Raw genomic sequence first — 17,513 nt, forward strand, 5'->3', positions numbered from 1 at the left:
TATAGGGAAAAAATTAGCCTATGCAAAGCTTTCGAACAGAACTGGAGAATCCCATAGTAGAACGGGATATCATCGAGTTGGAGCGCAAAATCGCCCTTTTCCGGGAAGGAAAAATCGATGAGGAAAAATTCCGAAGTCTTCGCCTTGCTCGTGGAGTTTACGGACAGCGGCAGCAGGGCGTGCAAATGGTGCGAATCAAGCTCCCTTATGGACGGGCTACTTCTGCGCAATTACGGCGCATTTGCAAGGTTTCGGAGGAATATTCCATCGGTCGTCTTCATATCACCACCCGTCAGGACATTCAGATTCACTTTGTGAGCTTGGATAGAACTCCTCAGCTTTGGGCAGAGTTGGAAAAGGATGATGTTACACTTCGAGAGGCCTGTGGAAATACGGTAAGAAATGTCACCGCTTCGGAGACTGCCGGTATCGATCCAAAGGAACCGTTTGATGTAACGCCCTATGCCGATGCGACCTTCCGTTATTTTTTGAGAAATCCGGTCTGCCAAGAGATGGGACGAAAGTTCAAAATGGCTTTTTCTTCCTCCGATGAAGACACCGGTTTGGCTTATATGCACGATTTGGGCTTTATCCCAAAAGTCAAAGAAGTCGATGGAAATCAAATTCGAGGGTTCAAAGTGCTTTTGGGTGGAGGACTGGGTTCGCAGCCACGCCATGCCGATTTGATCACGGAGTTTTTGGAGACCGATCAGCTGATTCCGTTCATCGAATCAGTCTTGCGGATTTTTGACCGACATGGAGAGCGGGCAAGAAGAAACAAGGCTCGGATGAAGTTTTTGATCAAAGAGATCGGCTTGGAGGCGTTTTTGGATTTGGTAGAAAAAGAGAAAAAAGCACTTCCGTTCAAGAGCTTTCCCCTCGATTTTGAAAACTATGAGCTTGGAAAAAGCCTTCCAAATCCACCCTCCGTCGAGATCAATCAAGCTGATTTGGGATTGGATTTCGAACTGTGGAAGCTAACCAATGTGCTGCCGCAAAAGCAGGCTGGGTACGTTTCCATTGGGGTTCGCGTGCCTTTAGGGGATTTTTACCTGGATCAAGCCAGACCTTTGGCTGATTTGGTGGAAAAGTATGCTGCCGGAGAAGTGCGTTTTACCCTTCGACAGAATATTTTGATCCGCGATGTGCGGGAGGACCTGGTGCCCTTTTTTTATCAGGAATTGAAAAAAATCAACCTCGCCAAGCGAGGATACAATTCCCTCGGGGACATCACTGCTTGTCCGGGTACCGATACCTGCAACTTGGGCATTGCGAGCTCGACGGGAATTGCCAAGGAATTGGAAAAAGTCATCGAGCAGGAATATCCACAGTATCTTAAAAACCAAGATTTGGTCATCAAGATTTCCGGGTGCATGAATGCCTGCGGACAGCACAATATGGCGCATATTGGCTTCCAAGGCATGTCCATGAAAGCGGGTAAAACCGTCATTCCTGCCCTTCAAGTACTCTTGGGTGGAGGAAATCTAGGCGATGGCAACGGCCGATTTGCCGACAAAGTGACTAAAGTTCCCAGCCGTCGCGGGCCTCAGGCACTGCGGGTATTGCTTGATGATTTTGAGAAAAATGCAGGTGGAAAAGACTTTCTCAGCTATTACGATCAGCAGGGGCAGATGTATTTCTATGATTTGCTGAAGGATCTCAGCGATGCTTCCACGGTGACGGAGTCGGATTCAGTGGATTGGGGACATCAGGAGGCCTATGAAGTAGCTGTGGGTGTTGGTGAATGTGCCGGAGTGGTTATTGACTTGGTGGCGACTTTGCTTTTGGAAGCTCTGGAAAAACTCGATCATGGTCAGGAAGCCCTCGAACAAGGTCGCTGGTCCGATAGCATCTACCATCACTATGCGGGGTTGATCAATGCCGCAAAGGCCCTTTTGCTCAGCGAAGATGTGAGCACGAATAGCTATGCGAATATTATCAGCTTGTTTGATGAAAAGTTTGTAGAAACCGGCAAAATCCAGCTGGAAGGCACCTTTGCCGAAAAGGTTTATCAGATCAATCAGCACGAACCAACTGAGGAGTTTGCCAAAGCTTACGCTAAAGAGGCCATGGAGATCTATAGCCTGCTGAAAACCTATCGGGAAGAGGAGGTCGAGGCATGAGAACGTCGATTAATCCCAAAGTGACCCTAGTCGGTGCAGGTCCCGGTGATCCGGAACTGATGACTTTGAAAGGAATCCTGGCGCTGAATACCGCCGATGTGGTTTTGTATGACGCCTTGATTGATCCGGTGTTACTGAAGCATGCGCCGGCTACTGCCTTGAAGATTTTCGTGGGAAAACGAGTGGGCAAGCACAGCACTCCTCAGGAAGACACCAATCAACTCTGCGTCGAACTCGCCCGAAAACATGGACACGTGGTTCGCTTGAAAGGTGGAGATCCTTTCGTCTTCGGTCGGGGAGGAGAAGAAATCGAGTACATCGAGGCCTTTGGTATTCCCACGGCCGTGGTTCCCGGAATAACTTCGGCGATAGCTGTTCCGGCCAATGCAGGAATTCCGGTTACGAAACGTGGCATCTCCGAAAGTTTCTGGGTAGTGACAGGGACCACTACAGCGGGTGAACTTTCCCGAGACTTGGCACTTGCGGCTCAGTCGACAGCTACGGTGGTGATCCTGATGGGTACCAAAAAATTGGGAGAAATCGTAGAAACCTATCGAAAGGTAGGTAAGGCCCATTTACCTGTAGCGATCATCCAAAGCGGAACCACCCGAGAAGAAAAAATCACGGCCGGTTTTATCCATGATATCGAGCAAAAGGCATTGGAAAACCAAGTCGAAGCCCCTGCGGTGATCATTGTTGGAGAAGTCGTGAGGGAAAGTATGAGATTGGCCGAGGTGTATCGGGAAGTGGTGAAAATGGAAATGCGGTAGAAAATTTCCTTTGTGAAATACCATGGAAATATACCTCGCGGTGCTCGGTGAAATAGGCCTTTGGTGAAATACGCTTTGCGAAATAAAACTCACTTCGTTCGTCGAAATAGGTGCGGCTACGCCTCACGAGATACAGTCTCAACCAAAATATTTCGGTCGACGAAGTCGAGCTTATTTCTAATGTATTTCAATTGTATCTGAATCAGTCTTGCTTCTTCTCTCTAATTTCTTGACTCTTAAAAAATGAACCATCTCTATCCCATATTCCTCAAAGTTCACGAACTCAACGTCCTCTTGGTCGGTGGGGGTTTTGTGGCAACCGAGAAATTGGAATTTCTGCTTAAATCGAGTCCCAAAGCTCAGGTGACAGTAATCTCCAAGATGTTCAGACCGGAATTTTTGGAATTGGCCGAAGGAAAAGAGACCGTCACGCTGATCGAAGATGTGTATCATGAAAAATATCTGGGCGGAAAGCATATCGTGATTGCTGCGACGGATGATAAAGCCGTCAACCGACAAATCCGCGATGAGGCCAAGGAACGCTTTCTGCTCGTCAATGTAGCCGATACACCAGAACTCTGTGATTTTTACCTCGGAGGTATTGTAACCAAAGGCAATCTGAAAATTGCTATTTCCACCAATGGAAAATCTCCAACTACCGCCAAACGCCTTCGTCAATTGTTGGAAGAAGTGCTGCCGGAGGAAATCGATGATTTGCTTGAAAATCTAAATGCTTACCGGGCTACGCTCAAGGGTGACTTTGAGTACAAAGTGAAGGCGATGAATGAGATTACGGAAGGCTTGGTGAGGAAAGAGGCACAAGATGCAAGACATTAGACACAAGACTTTAGTATCAAGTAGCTAGTATCGAAATCTTGGTGAGGGGTAATTTTCTTCTGGGCAGTTGCGCTTGGTACCAATTCACTCCTATTGAATTTGGCAGAAAATCACAGGTTAAGTTCCGATTATGTGATTTTTTCCACGTTTTCGGAAGATAAAATGTGATTTCCACCATTTCACTATTCCTCGAGAGCCAAAAATACCATTGGATTTTTTTGGTCTTTCATATACAGGTAAAGCTTATTGGACTCGATGGTGTAGGACTCGACCGCCAATAAACTGTTCTTGATTTTATTCTCAAATTCTAAGATGGGAAATGTCTTATTCCCAATTCCAGGATCATAAACCACATTTTCTGGAGAAAAATCAATCCTCAGATTTCCTTCCGAATCAGCCTCATAACAGCCATCAATCTGATGGTCAAACGAACGGAAACTGAATGCAAGCAAATCTTCACATCCAATTAAAGGAGATGATTTTTCCCCAAGTTGAAGGGTAATTTTAAAGACATTTTCATAATCCTCACCACTGAGCGTAAACCTTGCTGTTCTAGCCAAACAGGTCAGATTGTCAAAAGAAGAACCTTTTTCAGCTTGAAAAGCCACAAACTCCCATTTTGAAGTCAGGTTATAGGAACCAATTTTATCCGTCAAGTCAAAACAGCAAATGTCTTTTGGATTGCACTGAATCTTCTTAGCAATCGGCTCGGGTAGTTCCTCCTTGGGTATTTCGAATGCCGTCTCGCAGGAAGCGAGAAAAAGCAAGATCGGGAAGAGGCAAAAAGCGAGTTTCATGATGAAGGAAGTGATCTCGATTTTCATTTTCGGTGGAAAAGGTTACCCACAGAAGACAACTGCATTCCTTAAAGTACTACTAATCCATTATTTATCAACCAGTTTCACAATAGAAATTAATTTTTAAAACGAAAAACCGAACCTCGAAGTATATGGCTGAAGTCCCTTTTCCGGTTTTTTATTTCCCTGAGTTCCTGTAATTTTGGGCTTCCTAAAAAACGCATCAATTATCTAATTTATGGCATATTTATTTACCTCAGAGTCAGTGTCTGAGGGTCATCCTGACAAAATCGCTGACCAAATCTCTGACGCCCTGATCGATAATTTTTTGGCCTTCGATCCCAATTCCAAAGTTGCCTGCGAAACACTCGTGACCACCGGACAGGTAGTCTTGGCAGGAGAAGTGAAATCGGACATCTATCTTGATGTGCAAAAGATCGCCCGCGACGTGATCAATCGAATCGGCTATACCAAAAGTGAATACATGTTTGAAGGCAATTCCTGCGGGGTTCTTTCTGCTATTCATGAACAGTCTGCTGACATCAATCAGGGTGTGGAGCGTAAGAATCCGGAAGACCAAGGTGCCGGAGACCAGGGGATGATGTTTGGATATGCCACCAATGAAACTGAAAATTATATGCCTTTGGCTTTGGATCTGTCTCACATGATCCTTCGCGAATTGGCTGCCCTTCGCAGAGAAAATAAGGAGATTACCTACTTAAGACCTGATTCCAAATCTCAGGTGACCATCGAGTACAGCGATGACAACGTGCCTCAGCGTATCGACGCGATAGTAGTTTCTACCCAGCACGATGACTTCGACGCGGAAGATGCCATGCTGGCAAAAATCAAATCCGATATCATCAACATTTTGATTCCAAGAGTAAAGGCGAAATTGAAGCCTGAGCTTCAGAAACTCTTTACTGACGAGATCACCTACCACATCAATCCAACCGGCAAGTTTGTGATCGGTGGTCCTCATGGCGATACTGGCTTGACCGGCAGAAAAATCATTGTAGATACTTATGGTGGAAAAGGAGCTCACGGTGGAGGAGCCTTCTCCGGAAAAGATCCTTCCAAAGTGGACCGCTCGGCAGCCTACGCTACCCGTCATATTGCCAAAAATATGGTGGCTGCAGGTGTTGCAGATGAGATTTTGGTGCAAGTTTCCTATGCAATCGGTGTGGCTAAGCCCATGGGGATTTATATCAATACCTATGGTACGGCCAAAGTCAATATGACCGACGGCGAAATTGCCAAAAAAGTAGAGTCAATATTCGATATGCGTCCCTATGCGATCGAACAGCGTCTAAAGCTAAGGAATCCTATCTATGAGGAAACTGCTGCTTATGGCCATATGGGAAGAAAGAACGAGATTGTCCGCAAGACTTTCTTCTCACCCTACAGAGAATCTGTGACCAAAGAAGTGGAACTGTTCACTTGGGAAAAGCTAGACTACGTGGATAAAATCAAGGCTGAATTTGGTCTTTAAAATCAAAAGCCCCGGAGAGATTCGGGGCTTTTTTATGAGTAATAAGCCAAACAATAATTTTTTAGGAGGAGATTTTCGAAAATCTCAACCGACTCTGGTTTCTTTCGTTATATTAGGAAAATTCCATTTTTATGAAGGCGCTCTCATTATTGTTTCTGATGGTCATGGCCAATTTTGCCTTTGGACAGGAAATTCGTTTTCGGGACAACTTTTTTAACAATCCGGTATTCTTTGTGGAGGGGGAAAAAGTCAGCAGAGGTTCCGTTTCACAACTCATGAAAGAATATCCCATAGAGAAAAAAGATTTTGATGAGGGTCTAAATCAAATGGTGATTGGTACTTCTCTAAAAGTAGCTGCTTTTGGAGTCTTGTCAGGTGGTCTAGTCTACTACTTGGCAAACATAGATGAACCAAATTCCTGGCAAGTACCTCTAATTACTTCCGCAACTGCATTGGTCCTTAGTCAGGTAGGCCATTCTTTGCGAAAGAAAGGGTATAATCGTGTAAATTCCTCGATTTACCGATATAATTACCTGATTTCAAATGAAGATAAAGCCAAGCTGAGTTTGGTTTTGACAGGAGGAGGACCGAGTTTGGTTTATAGATTTTAAGTTTGGAAATCAAGCCTGAAAAGGAACACCTCCACACAAGAGTTTTAGTGATCATCAGAGCTCTATACATATTTTTCTGATGGATATCCGTGAATAGCCTTTTACAGAAAATTATTGATTCATGAAAAAACACCTTTTTGTTTTCTTCCTTATTGGTTTAGCATGGTCGGCAAGCGCTCAGGACCTGCCTTTTTTAAGAGTGGATGTCAGGCAAAATTTGCTCACACAAAAAATAGATATTTTGGACGGTCCTAGACCACTAAGCAAAAATGAGGTGATCACAATCCTTCAGACAAACCCAGAATCATTGGCGATCTATGAAAAGGCAATGAGAAAGCAACAGATAAACACCGCACTTGCTGTGGTTGATTTGGGTTTATTGGTAGGAACAACGGTGTTGATTTTTACTCCACAGCAGCAGTCATCTACTCTTAGCAATTTGTTTTGGCCCATTGCAATAGGAACTGCTGCCGTAGGAATAGTTTCAGGGGTGTTTAGGCGTGAGGCACGAAATCTTACCCGTGACGCCATTGATACCTACAATTTTGGAAATAAGAATTTCTCCCCTCCTGTTTATTTTGAAGAAAACAGAATGGATCAGCCTATTTTTTCGGTTAAGATTCCATTTCGATAATCACCTTTCCAGCATCAACCAGCCTTTCGGGTCCACCATAGGCGGGTTTTTACTTTTTACCTGGATTGCTTTTTTACCGACAGGTACTCGCTGTGTTCCTTCAGATGTCTCTATTTCCAAGGGTAGCTCGAAATCAATCCCCTGAAGAGAAATCAAAAATCCGTCTTTTCCCTTTTTGCTGACTTTCAATTTGGGGATGGAAGTGGTATAGAGATACAAATCGAAGAATCCCTGAAGGTCTTTTCCAGTGTAGCTTTGAATAAAATCAGTAAAGTCCTTCGTGCTTACCTGATTGAGGTAAGTGAAGCGCTCATCCATCACAAAGGCCTTTATCGCAGGGAAGAACAGCTCATCCCCCAATACACCTCTCAAGGCATGAATGACCAAAGCTCCTTTGGTATAAATCTCGGGGTGATAGGCTTCTTCTTCTGTAGAATTTGGGGGACTGACGACCGGTTTGGCGTGGGGGATATTTCTTGATTCGTTTTTTACCTTGGTAAAATAGGCCTCCGGCCCACCATGCTCCCAATAAAACAGCCAATCCCCATAGGCAGTCAAACCCTCATGAATCCACATATCTGCCCAGTCACTCACCGAGACTTTGTTGCCAAACCATTCATGACCGAGTTCGTGATGAAGTAACCAATCGTAGTTAACCTTGCCCATCGGCACAAACTGGAAGTTATTCCCATAGGCATTGATCGTCTGATGCTCCATGCCCAAATAGGGTGTTTCTACCACGGCGATTTTATCTTTTGGGAAAGGGAAAGGTCCGAAGTATTTCTCCAGCGTTTCTGTGCTGACTTTCAGAATTTCCAGAAGCTCTTTTGCTTTTGCTCTATTCTCCTGCAGTACCCAAACTTGCATGGGGATCACTTCTCCCGCAACGGACTGGAAATTCACTTTTTCCTCATGAAAAATCCCCATGGTAAAATTGATGTTGTAATTGCTGATCGGGTAGTCGGTTTGCCAATGGTAGGTTACTTTTTGTCCTGTCTCTTGGCTATCGATCAGGCGCCCGTTGGAAGCTACAAAATAGGGTTTGGGAGCGGTGAAAATCAGATCCACTCCTTCGCTAGGTTCGCTGGAAGGATGGTCCAAAGCCGGCATAAAGACCTTCGCACCTTCTCCTTGGCAGGAAAGTCCCATCCAATGGTTTTCAAGTTGATCTTTTTCCCAGGTAAAGCCGCCTGTCCAAGGAGGATTTTGGGCGATGGGTGTTTTTCCGCTATAAAAAATTTGGACCTGATCGCAGGTACAATCCACCGGTAGGATATCTAGTAGATCATTTTGATGGATGAATTTGACCTCCTTGCCCTCCATCAAAACTTTGCTAACCTTATACTCATCGATGAGCTGAAAGCGGAGTGTGTCGAGTTTTTCATCGGTTGAAAAAGTGATGGTATTGGAGCCTTGTATGCTTTGAGATTCGGGCAGGAGTTCCAGTTCCAGGCGGTAATGAAGGATTTTCATTTTTGCCTGGAGCGGGTCCATTGGACCTCCCCAATCCCAATTTTGGGCAAAAGCTCCAGACCAACAGCAGATAAAATAGAAAATAAAAGTCAGCTTTTTCATTCTTGCGTTCTTGCTAAAGTTCATAACGGATTTCGTGAAGAGGTACGCCAAAGTCCTCTGAGGCTTTTTCGGATACTTTTTGGAAGCCAAAGTTTTCATACAGATGGACCGCCGGATCCAGACCAGATGTGGTGTATAGATAAGCTTTTGAGTAGCCTTTTTCCAAGAAAAAATCCATCCATTCCTGCATCAGTTTGCGTCCGATTCCCTGTCCCCGATATGCTTTTTCTAGAATAAAATACCGGAGTTGAGCTTGATTTTGAGGCCGGTGCATCAGAAGAAGGAATCCCACCATTTTTCCGGCATTTTCCACCACCCAGACCTTGTCTTTTTCCAGGTCATACTGTCGGTAAAACTCGAGGAGGCTCTCCATTACATAGGCTTCAAACCCTATCCCAAAACCATTTTCTTCAAAATAAATCTTCGCGTGCAGTAATGCCACCTGACTGAGGTCTCCGGGGAGAAGCTGATTACGGATGGAATATTGATTTGCCATCTTGAAAACTAACCCAAAGGATTGAAAAGAAAAAGCCGTCCGGAATACTTTAGGGACGGCTTCAGATCAATCTTCGGAGTAGTTGAAGGAGTCGATTTGCTCCTTAACCCAGTCACAGTACTTTCCTTTTCGATAGTCCACCCACTCATCTTTGTACTTCGTTCCATCGATCAAGAATTTAAATCCCGTGGCGGCTTTCGGCTTACTCAATGCGTTTACCAAATCCTCGGCAAGGTTTCTTTCCTTTACTTTTCGGTCGATAAAGTCCTGCATCATCTGATGCTCTTGTGCGGGTTCCATCTTGGTAAATTCCGCGAAGTTTTCGGGCTGATCCTCGATTTCGTCGAGAATGTCTTCTTCCTCTTCGGTCAGATCATAATTGAAGTAATCTTCATCATCCGGCATGTGATGAATTTTCTTCTTGTCGATTTGATAAAAGCACACATTGCCTTTAAGCAATTGGGAAGCAATGAAGTCTACTTCTTTTTCAGTAAGCGAAAGCATGGATGGGTTTCAAGATTTTTGGAAAAATAATGAAAGTTGAAATTTCATCAATTTGTTTCAAACATAGCAATGTCAGGGCCAAAAATTACCTTAAATTTCATGATTAATGATTTTTTCCAACAACTTGGCCTCAAGTTCGTGGCCTCCTGTAAAAGTTAGGACAGTCAGAGGTTTTCCCAAGGCCCTGACCATCTCCTCCTGCTGCTTGCGGTGTTCCTCTTTAATTAGCTCGTCCTGATCTCCGAAGGCTAAAATCAACTTCGTGTGCTCGAATTTTTCCCTCCCTAAATCAAGTGAAAGGTCATGCGCAAAACCTCCTGCCCAGAGTACCAAGGTTTCGATTTGGCCTTTCCACTGACTGGCCCATCTGGTAGAAGTAGCAGCCCCTTGTGAAAATCCCAAAAGGTGTAATTTGGGCTTAGGGTCATATTTTTCCAGGATTTGCTCCATCAGAAGATTCAAATACCGATGGTTATTTGAAATGGCGACTTCCCGCTCGTGTTTCGTCATCCAGTTGGCCCCGACTCTACCCTGAAATTCCTTCAGATAGTTGTAATTGGTGCCTTCCGGAGCCACGATTAATCTTTCTTCAGAGTCAAATGGAAGGAATTTACGGATAAAAAATTCCGCCAATTGCCCGTACCCATGAAAGACCAACCAAAGTTCATGTTCCTTTCCACTGGGTTCATGGGAAACAGAATAATGTGCTTCGTAAGGGAATTGAATCGACTTTTTCACCGATCAGGTATTGAGATCGTCAAATTTTAACGGGAGTAGGTTGGAGATGCCTTTGATCCGCATCACATTCCCATTGGAGCATAGGATCAGCATGGTAATGGGCTTTTCAAACCGGTTTTCCACTTCATTGATGGTTTGTCTGCAGACACCGCAAGGGGATACTCCTGCCCAAATTTCTTCACCTGCTCTTTGGGCAACAATGGCTAGTAAGGTTGGTGGTGAATCAGGATAATTGGCGCCGGCATAGCCCAGCAGTAATCGCTCGGCGCAGACACCCGTGGGAAAACTCACATTTTCCTGATTGGAAGATTGAAGAATCTCCCCGTTTTCGAGCAGGACAGCAGCGCCTACATGAAATCCCGAATAGGGTGCGTATGCTCTTTTGGACACTTCTTTGGCACGGTCAATCAGGAGCTTCTCCATGGCTTCCAATTCTTCAGGAATCAGTTCTTCTATCTCCGTAGTAAGGTTAATTTTTTTCACAGTCAAAAATCGGTTTGGGAAAATCCTAACGGTCAAAGTAAGGAATTGTTCTCTATTCTTGGGGACTTACCTTTTTCGCTCCGGAAAAAATGGGCATTTTTAGATCAATAAACCCAGTATATGAAGACTATTTTGATCCTTGGAGCGGGCAAATCATCCACTTACCTGATTGATTACCTAGCTGACTCCTGCATAGAAAAAGGGAGAAAGCTCCTCTTAGCAGACCTGGATCTTGCCTTGGCCAATGCCAAGCTAAAAGACAAGCCCAATACCCAAGCGGTTGTACTAGACACTGAGGCTAAAGAATCCAGAAAAGCACTGATCGCCCAAGCCGATTTAGTCATTTCCATGCTACCGGCGTTTTTGCATCCTGTGATAGCAAAAGATTGTCTGGAGCTTGGAAAGCATTTTTTCACTGCATCCTATGAAAGCGATGCCCTTCGGGAAATGGCCTCCGAGATTGAGTCCAAAGGTCTTTTTTTCCTAAATGAATGCGGCCTAGATCCGGGAATCGACCACATGTCTGCCATGAAAATCATCCATGAAGCCAAATCCAAGGGTGAGAAAATTCTTTCTTTCAAATCCTATTGTGGCGGACTTCTGTCTCCAGAGAGTGAGGACAATCCCTGGAAATACAAGTTCACCTGGAATCCAAGAAATGTGGTCTTGGCCGGGCAGGCGACTTCCAGATTTATTGAGAAAGGAGAGCTGAAATACGTGCCCTACCATCAGTTGTTTAAGCGGATTGAGACGATCAAATTCCCGGGATTAGGGGATTTTGATGGCTATCCCAACAGGGATTCGCTGAGTTATCGAAAAGTATATGGACTGGAAGAAATTCCCACCATGCTTCGTGGCACGCTCCGAAGGGCGGGATTTTGTAAGGCGTGGAATGTGCTTGTGCAGTTGGGCCTGACCGATGACAGTTTTCAAATGCAATTGCCTCAGGGAGCTACTTACAGACAGTTTTTGAATGCTTTTTTGCCTTGGTCCGAGACACTCAGTGTGGAAGAAAAACTCTCCGAAATAATTCCTGAATTAGACTTTCCAACTTTCGAAAAGTTGCAGTGGCTTGGATTTTTTGAAAACAGAAAGCTCCCCAAAACCGAAGGCAGCCCCGCTCAGATTCTCCAGGCTATGCTGGAAAAAGACTGGGAACTCCAACCTGAGGACAAAGACATGATTGTGATGCAGCATCAGTTTGAGATCAAGACGGAAAAGGGCATTAAAAAGCTGACCTCGAGTTTGGTTGATTTAGGAAAAGATTGTGTTTACACGGCCATGGCTAAGACAGTAGGATTGCCTTTGGCGATTGCGGTGGATTTGTTTCTGGAAGGGAAAATCCATGGGAAAGGACTGCAACTGCCGGTATCTTCGGAGATTTACACTCCCATTTTGAAGGAATTGGAAAAGCACGGAATCCGATTTATAGAGGAGGAATGGATGTGAAAAAGTCAAGCTGAAAACCAAACGCCCAAGATGTATTGGGCGTTTTTGGTTTTCAAGGATTCCAGTCAGCCGGTGCATCCACAGAAGCACCAGGCACTACTCGGCAGTCATCAGGTATGATCGCTCTGTTTTGTTTGAAGGTCAGGTCATTTTTATCTATGTAAATCCTTCTCGAGGTTTCTCCTGCTGCCATAAAGTATCCCAAGACAACTTCATCCGGATTGTCCAGGCTGATCATATTGCCCCTGATGGTTGCAGGAGGAGGGTCAAAGATCGAACCGCTGATTTCTGCCTGCTGCTTGACAAGTCTAAGGAATCGATAAGCTCCTTGGGAGATGCTGTATTGTTTGAGATCAATCCGGAATTTATTGACAAACCGAAAGCCGTCATCCTCTATGAATGAAGCGGGAATTCGTGTGGTCAGCCCATTGAAATTGTCATCATTGACCACGAAGAGACTTTGATTGTAACTGATTTCATACCGGAAGCACTGAATGCAACAAGCTTTGGGCTGTGGAGTGCGGTTTGGGTTCGCCTCTGTAGGACGTGGAGTAAATAAATCAGGACGGGTTTCCAGAATGTAGACTGCAGGTCCATTTCTCCAATAGTAAAAATTGTTTTGATCTGCAGGATCTCTTACTTCTGCAATCAGCTGAACACCTGATCTAGGGAAATCACTGTTCTTGTTGGGAAGGGTGACAGTTCGGATTTCCACAGACTGGATTTCCGGGACAGATTCTACCTTTTCAGGAGTGGAGGTGTATACCTTGCCTTCAGCCGTCAAAATCTGCAAGGTGTAGGATTTACCGATTTGAGCTCTGAAGTTGGCCGGAGTGGTATAGGTGCCCTTGGCCTCTGTTCCTTCGGTCAGGAAAGTCACATTGCCTTCGTTGTCCCGAATCACTACGGTGGCTAAGGTAACAGGCCGGATCAGTCCCTGGAAAACACTTCCATAGGTGGCACTTCGGGTCAGGGTAATCGAATGGGGGCCCGGACCGGTAGAAATGATACCTTCTACAGTCAGCAGTTGTTCTCCTTCAGGCACATCTACCTGATAGGGGTCAATGCATGACAGGGGAAGGAAAAAGAAAATATAGATCAGTCGTCTCAGCATTTTTTAAAACTTAATAGCATAACTCAAACTGGGTAAAGGAACACCCAAAAGGGCTAAGCGCAGAGCTTGTGGAGGTTCTCCCGGAGCATCGTCAAAGTATATGGAAAAGGGATTTTTCCTCCCAAAAACATTCAATACCGAAAAGGTCCAATTTCCATCAAAAAACTTTCCTTGACCTTTCAGCTTGAAATTTACTGCGAAGTCCAAGCGGTAAAAATCAGGAAGTCTTTGTTGGTTTCGATCGTTGAAATAAGCCAGGTTATTGCCGGAGTAATCAAATTTGGCATCAGGAAAAGTAATAGGTCGACCAGTACTGTACGAAAAAGTCGAAGAAAGAGAGGTATTGGTGCTGACTTTATAGTTTCCGATAAGTGTAAGGTCATGTGGCTTGTCAAAATTGGAAGCATACCATTCACCGTTGTTGATATTTTCTTCTTCAAATGGAGTGATGACCCTTCGCAGTGCTCTTGAATAGGTGTAGGAAATCCATCCCGTCAACCTCCCTAAATTTTTCTTCACGTAGAGTTCTACGCCATAAGATTGCCCTTCAGCAGGAATCAGTTCGGTTTCGATATGATTTTGGAGAATCAGATTCGCCCCGTCTTTGTATTCCACTACATTTTGCAGGTCTTTGTAATACACCTCAATGGATGTTTCAAAAATGTTACCCTTTAGATTTTTATAAAATCCCAGGGATAATTGATCTGCAATCTGAGGCTCGATGAAGTTGTCACTCAATTTCCACACATCAGAAGGGGCGATGGTGGCCGTATTGGAAATCAGGTGAATGAATTGGTACATTTTGTTGTACCCAAGCTTGATAGAACTGGATTTGTTGAATGAATATCTCAGGGAGGCCCTTGGAGCAAATCCGTCATAAGACTGGATAACTTCCCCATTGGAAAAGGAGGTTTCACCGATCGCGCTTCCATCGGAAATTGGTTTGCCTTCCTCGTAGGTCCGAACCGTACGAGGGCCTAAGTATTGGTAAAAATCATACCTTAATCCATAGGAAAGACCGATTTTTTCTCCCAGCTCAAATTCATGCTGAAAATGGGCAGCCATCTCTCTGCCAAATTCATCCTGAACTTTTTTGGGTAATATTTCCTCGTTCCCTGTTGGAATCAGCTCACCGGGTTGGATTTCGAGCTGTTTGTACTCCCCGCCTAGGGTGATTTTATTGGTTGGGGAAAATGCATACGTCAAAAATGTTTTCCCTCCAATGTCCCTGATATCCGAATTTATTTTAAAGTCATTCAATCCGGATTGATTGAAGATGCTGTAATTGTAAACAGTGTAAAAGCCAATTGCTTCCAAACTCAGTTTCTCGCTGAATTTGCTTTTCCATTGAAGTGAATGCGCAGTGTTTTTCCAGGAAATAGTCGTATCAGAAGCGAAAGCAAAATCATCATAGCTGGTGTAATAGCTATAGGTAAACTCATTTTTTTCCGAAAGAGGGGCATTTACCACTATGTTCCCGTCGTAAAAATTGGCATTGGAACTATTGAGTGTAGGATTACTGAGGGATTGAAGTAGCCAGTTGATATACGAAATCCTGAATCCTCCCAAAACAGACACTTTGTTTTTGACTAATGGGCCATTTAGGGAGACCTTACCGGAATAGTTACTCACCATTAGATCTCCGCCCCACTTGTCTATGCTGCCGGCCTTGGGAAGTATATCCAAAATGGCTGAGCTTCGGCCTCCAAATCGTGCTGGTACTACGGCCTTGTACAGGGTAACATCATTGACCATGTCCGGATTGAATGCCGTAAACAAACCAAACATGTGTGAAGGATTATATATAGGAGCACCTGCAAATTGGATCAGGTTTTGGTCCACTCCGCCTCCCCGCACATTCAGTCCTGAAGAAGCCTCACCTACCTGACTTACTCCAGGGAGGGTAGCTAGGGACCTGACGATGTCCACTTCTCCCAAAAATGGAGGCAGTTCGCGCATGGTATTCATGTTAAGGGTAACAGCCCCCATATCCGTAGAACGGATGTTTTTTTCAGGATCCCTGCCAAAGATCACTACATCGTCGAGGGTAAAATCTTCCTGAAGCATTCGAATCGACAGTCTGCCGTCCCCTACGGCAGTGATCGGATAAATTTTTGTCTCATATCCCACATAGCGAAACTCCAAGGTGTATTCTGCCCTGTCGACCACCAATTCAAAGCTCCCATTGTTATCGGTTACGCGGGTGAGGTTCAGTTCTGGTATACTGACCGTGGCCCCTACCAGTGCTTGTCCGGTGATCTCATCTATGATCCTTCCGGAAAGTTTGATTCCTTTCAGCTGGCCAATGTCCCTACCTACGACCTCCCTTTTTACAGGAGAGTTTTGTGCCCAAGCAGAGGAAAGCCCTACAAACAAAAAAGTCAATAATAGAAGTTTTTTCATATAGTCAGGCTTAAATAGCATCGGGATCAAATTTGTATAGCTCCATCGGTAGGTTTCCAAAAACTGATTCTTCGGCAGTTCTCAGGATATAAATGGCTCCGTCTAATTGGAAACTTCCTGCATTGATGCTCTGAGGAAATCCAATGATGGGATTTTTCGCCTTCCAAACCCCTGTTTCTAAGTCTAGTTCCCAGATTTCTTGGGTTCTCCTGAATAAGCCCATATAAGCTTTTTTTCCAAGTATCTGTATCATCGGAAATCCTAGTTGTCCTTTATTTCCAGGATAGGAAGTTTTTAAATTCCAGGAATCTAATGTGGGTAAATATTCCCAGACGTCTCCGGTGTTTGAAAGAAAGATTATTTTGTTTTCAAAGACTGAAATAGCGGAGTTTCCTTCTATGGCAAATGGGGCTGGTTTCCTTTCAGACCATACTTGGGTAGCTGGGTTGAAAATCCGAACTTTAAAGGAATCTCCTGCTCTTCCTCCAAAAAGGAAAAGATTGCTATTCCATTCTACAGCTAAAGGTTCGATACTTTGGAATGGAAGATCTGGAAGACGCTCAAAATCACTTCCGTTTATTTTCCAAAAACTCAAGTCGGGGCTATATATCTCCCGGTCAATTTCGGTGCCTCCGCCCCCCAAAAAGTTGGAAGTTGCAAATCCAAATCTTCTTGGTTCACCTGGGAAATCAATCTTTGTCCAAGTGCGGGAAGTGGGCTCAAATCGCTGGAAACCTGGATAAGGATTCCCTAATCTTATTCTGCCCAAGCCCACATGAAAGCCTGCAGAATTATAAAACGATAGGTTGTCGTAGATCCGGATGGACTCAGGGAATTCGGCAATTTTCGTGAATTTACCTGACTGGTATTCGAAACGGGTGGAAAGGATGATTTCCTTGTCTTGGATCACTATTCTCAGCGGCACGATGATTTGACCTGCAGGCGCCGGTACTCTTACAATCAGCCTACTTTCAAATAGGTTTTGAATTATTTGGGCTTCTTGGTTTCCGAAAAAAACACGGGTTCCGCCCTCTGGAAAGTTTCTGCCTTGGATAGTCAGTTCGGCTCCTTGTAGAGCGTAGGTTGGAAAAAAGGTCTCTACTGCTGGGATAAGGGTTTGTAGCTGTACCACGTCTCCTTCTATTCTTTGGCCTTGCACCTCTGCGTAAGCTTTGGCGAAATAAGTTTGTCCGACTTTAAATCCTTTGGATTCTCCAATAAATCGACCCGGGTTTTTCTTTTCTCCCAAAGAGAGGGTGATGGGGGAAGAAAAGGAAGATTCGGTAGAAAACAAGAATCCATGATCTGTGGCCAAAACCTCCCGGTTGGTTAGTAATCGGCCTGAAATTCGGATTTTATCTCCGCCCACAAACAACAAGTCTTCAGTTGCTACTAGGATGGGGGTTTCATTTTCTTCTGTACATGCACAAAAGACAAGTAGCAAGTAAAAAATAAAAACAGATAACAGTTTTCGCATGAATCGGAAT

At 44.5% G+C, this 17,513-nt stretch carries 16 protein-coding genes; 7 read left to right on the forward strand and 9 right to left on the reverse strand.

The window, feature by feature from the left end; genetic code table 11:
- Positions 1-20 precede the first annotated feature (20 nt).
- From DDT91_RS06075 to DDT91_RS06085, 3 genes are all read left to right on the forward strand, one after another.
- The gene (locus DDT91_RS06075) at positions 21-2,123 is read left to right on the forward strand and encodes a HEPN domain-containing protein (protein ID WP_187175256.1); all 2,103 of its coding nucleotides are present in this window, start codon (positions 21-23) and stop codon (positions 2,121-2,123) included.
- Complete coding sequence (cobA, locus tag DDT91_RS06080; protein WP_187175257.1) at positions 2,120-2,893, forward strand: uroporphyrinogen-III C-methyltransferase; 774 nt, start codon at positions 2,120-2,122, stop codon at positions 2,891-2,893. Before DDT91_RS06075 ends, cobA begins: the two co-directional genes overlap by 4 nt.
- Positions 2,894-3,136: 243 nt before the next feature.
- The gene (locus DDT91_RS06085) at positions 3,137-3,730 is read left to right on the forward strand and encodes a bifunctional precorrin-2 dehydrogenase/sirohydrochlorin ferrochelatase (protein WP_187175258.1); all 594 of its coding nucleotides are present in this window, start codon (positions 3,137-3,139) and stop codon (positions 3,728-3,730) included.
- 182 nt (positions 3,731-3,912) lie between these two features.
- Here DDT91_RS06085 and DDT91_RS06090 read toward each other — a convergent pair whose 3' ends face one another.
- Positions 3,913-4,554 (reverse strand): hypothetical protein, encoded by a 642-nt coding sequence (locus DDT91_RS06090; protein WP_187175259.1) that lies wholly within the window; start codon positions 4,552-4,554, stop codon positions 3,913-3,915.
- 211 nt (positions 4,555-4,765) lie between these two features.
- On the opposite strand from DDT91_RS06090, the gene metK reads away from it, so the two are divergent.
- From metK to DDT91_RS06105, 3 genes are all read left to right on the forward strand, one after another.
- Complete coding sequence (metK, locus tag DDT91_RS06095; RefSeq protein ID WP_187175260.1) at positions 4,766-6,019, forward strand: methionine adenosyltransferase; 1,254 nt, start codon at positions 4,766-4,768, stop codon at positions 6,017-6,019.
- Between the two features lie 131 nt (positions 6,020-6,150).
- Positions 6,151-6,630: a hypothetical protein gene (locus DDT91_RS06100; protein ID WP_187175261.1), complete on the forward strand. Its 480-nt coding sequence runs from the start codon at positions 6,151-6,153 to the stop codon at positions 6,628-6,630.
- Positions 6,631-6,751: 121 nt separating this feature from the next.
- Positions 6,752-7,264, forward strand: a complete 513-nt coding sequence (locus DDT91_RS06105; protein ID WP_187175262.1) for a hypothetical protein — start codon at positions 6,752-6,754, stop codon at positions 7,262-7,264.
- On the opposite strand, the gene DDT91_RS06110 is transcribed toward DDT91_RS06105, so the two are convergent.
- From DDT91_RS06110 to DDT91_RS06130, 5 genes are all read right to left on the reverse strand, one after another.
- Positions 7,265-8,839, reverse strand: coding sequence for a M1 family metallopeptidase (locus tag DDT91_RS06110; RefSeq protein WP_187175263.1), 1,575 nt, complete (start codon positions 8,837-8,839; stop codon positions 7,265-7,267).
- A 13-nt stretch (positions 8,840-8,852) separates the two neighbouring features.
- A complete protein-coding gene (locus tag DDT91_RS06115; RefSeq protein WP_187175264.1) occupies positions 8,853-9,335 on the reverse strand; it encodes a GNAT family N-acetyltransferase in 483 nt (160 codons plus the stop codon).
- A gap of 66 nt (positions 9,336-9,401) precedes the next feature.
- Entirely contained in the window at positions 9,402-9,839 is a 438-nt protein-coding gene (locus DDT91_RS06120) for a UPF0158 family protein (RefSeq protein WP_187175265.1), read from the reverse strand.
- Between the two features lie 90 nt (positions 9,840-9,929).
- The gene (locus DDT91_RS06125) at positions 9,930-10,577 is read right to left on the reverse strand and encodes an alpha/beta hydrolase (protein ID WP_187175266.1); all 648 of its coding nucleotides are present in this window, start codon (positions 10,575-10,577) and stop codon (positions 9,930-9,932) included.
- A 3-nt stretch (positions 10,578-10,580) separates the two neighbouring features.
- Entirely contained in the window at positions 10,581-11,060 is a 480-nt protein-coding gene (locus DDT91_RS06130; RefSeq protein WP_370539294.1) for a cytidine deaminase, read from the reverse strand.
- A 120-nt stretch (positions 11,061-11,180) separates the two neighbouring features.
- Here DDT91_RS06130 and DDT91_RS06135 point away from each other — a divergent pair, with 120 nt between their 5' ends.
- Positions 11,181-12,509 (forward strand): saccharopine dehydrogenase C-terminal domain-containing protein, encoded by a 1,329-nt coding sequence (locus tag DDT91_RS06135; RefSeq protein WP_187175267.1) that lies wholly within the window; start codon positions 11,181-11,183, stop codon positions 12,507-12,509.
- Positions 12,510-12,561: 52 nt separating this feature from the next.
- Here DDT91_RS06135 and DDT91_RS06140 read toward each other — a convergent pair whose 3' ends face one another.
- The 3 genes from DDT91_RS06140 to DDT91_RS06150 are packed head-to-tail and all read right to left on the reverse strand — an operon-like array spanning position 12,562 to position 17,503.
- On the reverse strand, positions 12,562-13,623 hold the full coding sequence (locus tag DDT91_RS06140) for a DUF4249 domain-containing protein (RefSeq protein WP_187175268.1): 1,062 nt from the start codon (positions 13,621-13,623) through the stop codon (positions 12,562-12,564).
- Positions 13,624-13,626: 3 nt separating this feature from the next.
- Positions 13,627-16,026: a TonB-dependent receptor gene (locus tag DDT91_RS06145; RefSeq protein WP_187175269.1), complete on the reverse strand. Its 2,400-nt coding sequence runs from the start codon at positions 16,024-16,026 to the stop codon at positions 13,627-13,629.
- A 10-nt stretch (positions 16,027-16,036) separates the two neighbouring features.
- The gene (locus tag DDT91_RS06150; RefSeq protein WP_187175270.1) at positions 16,037-17,503 is read right to left on the reverse strand and encodes an IPT/TIG domain-containing protein; all 1,467 of its coding nucleotides are present in this window, start codon (positions 17,501-17,503) and stop codon (positions 16,037-16,039) included.
- Positions 17,504-17,513 lie beyond the last annotated feature (10 nt).

The sequence above is a fragment of the Algoriphagus sp. AK58 genome (assembly GCF_014324365.1).
Lineage (GTDB): Bacteria > Bacteroidota > Bacteroidia > Cytophagales > Cyclobacteriaceae > Algoriphagus.

Bases quoted from the DNA above. Each gene is read 5' to 3' on its own strand.
- DDT91_RS06135 (WP_187175267.1), top strand. From the start codon at position 11,181: ATGAAGACTATTTTGATCCTTGGAGCGGGCAAATCATCCACTTACCTG.
- DDT91_RS06140 (WP_187175268.1), bottom strand. From the start codon at position 13,623: ATGCTGAGACGACTGATCTATATTTTCTTTTTCCTTCCCCTGTCATGC.
- DDT91_RS06115 (WP_187175264.1), bottom strand. From the start codon at position 9,335: ATGGCAAATCAATATTCCATCCGTAATCAGCTTCTCCCCGGAGACCTC.
- metK (WP_187175260.1), top strand. From the start codon at position 4,766: ATGGCATATTTATTTACCTCAGAGTCAGTGTCTGAGGGTCATCCTGAC.
- DDT91_RS06100 (WP_187175261.1), top strand. From the start codon at position 6,151: ATGAAGGCGCTCTCATTATTGTTTCTGATGGTCATGGCCAATTTTGCC.
- DDT91_RS06150 (WP_187175270.1), bottom strand. From the start codon at position 17,503: ATGCGAAAACTGTTATCTGTTTTTATTTTTTACTTGCTACTTGTCTTT.
- DDT91_RS06145 (WP_187175269.1), bottom strand. From the start codon at position 16,026: ATGAAAAAACTTCTATTATTGACTTTTTTGTTTGTAGGGCTTTCCTCT.
- cobA (WP_187175257.1), top strand. From the start codon at position 2,120: ATGAGAACGTCGATTAATCCCAAAGTGACCCTAGTCGGTGCAGGTCCC.
- DDT91_RS06090 (WP_187175259.1), bottom strand. From the start codon at position 4,554: ATGAAAATCGAGATCACTTCCTTCATCATGAAACTCGCTTTTTGCCTC.
- DDT91_RS06105 (WP_187175262.1), top strand. From the start codon at position 6,752: ATGAAAAAACACCTTTTTGTTTTCTTCCTTATTGGTTTAGCATGGTCG.
- DDT91_RS06085 (WP_187175258.1), top strand. From the start codon at position 3,137: ATGAACCATCTCTATCCCATATTCCTCAAAGTTCACGAACTCAACGTC.
- DDT91_RS06110 (WP_187175263.1), bottom strand. From the start codon at position 8,839: ATGAAAAAGCTGACTTTTATTTTCTATTTTATCTGCTGTTGGTCTGGA.
- DDT91_RS06120 (WP_187175265.1), bottom strand. From the start codon at position 9,839: ATGCTTTCGCTTACTGAAAAAGAAGTAGACTTCATTGCTTCCCAATTG.
- DDT91_RS06075 (WP_187175256.1), top strand. From the start codon at position 21: ATGCAAAGCTTTCGAACAGAACTGGAGAATCCCATAGTAGAACGGGAT.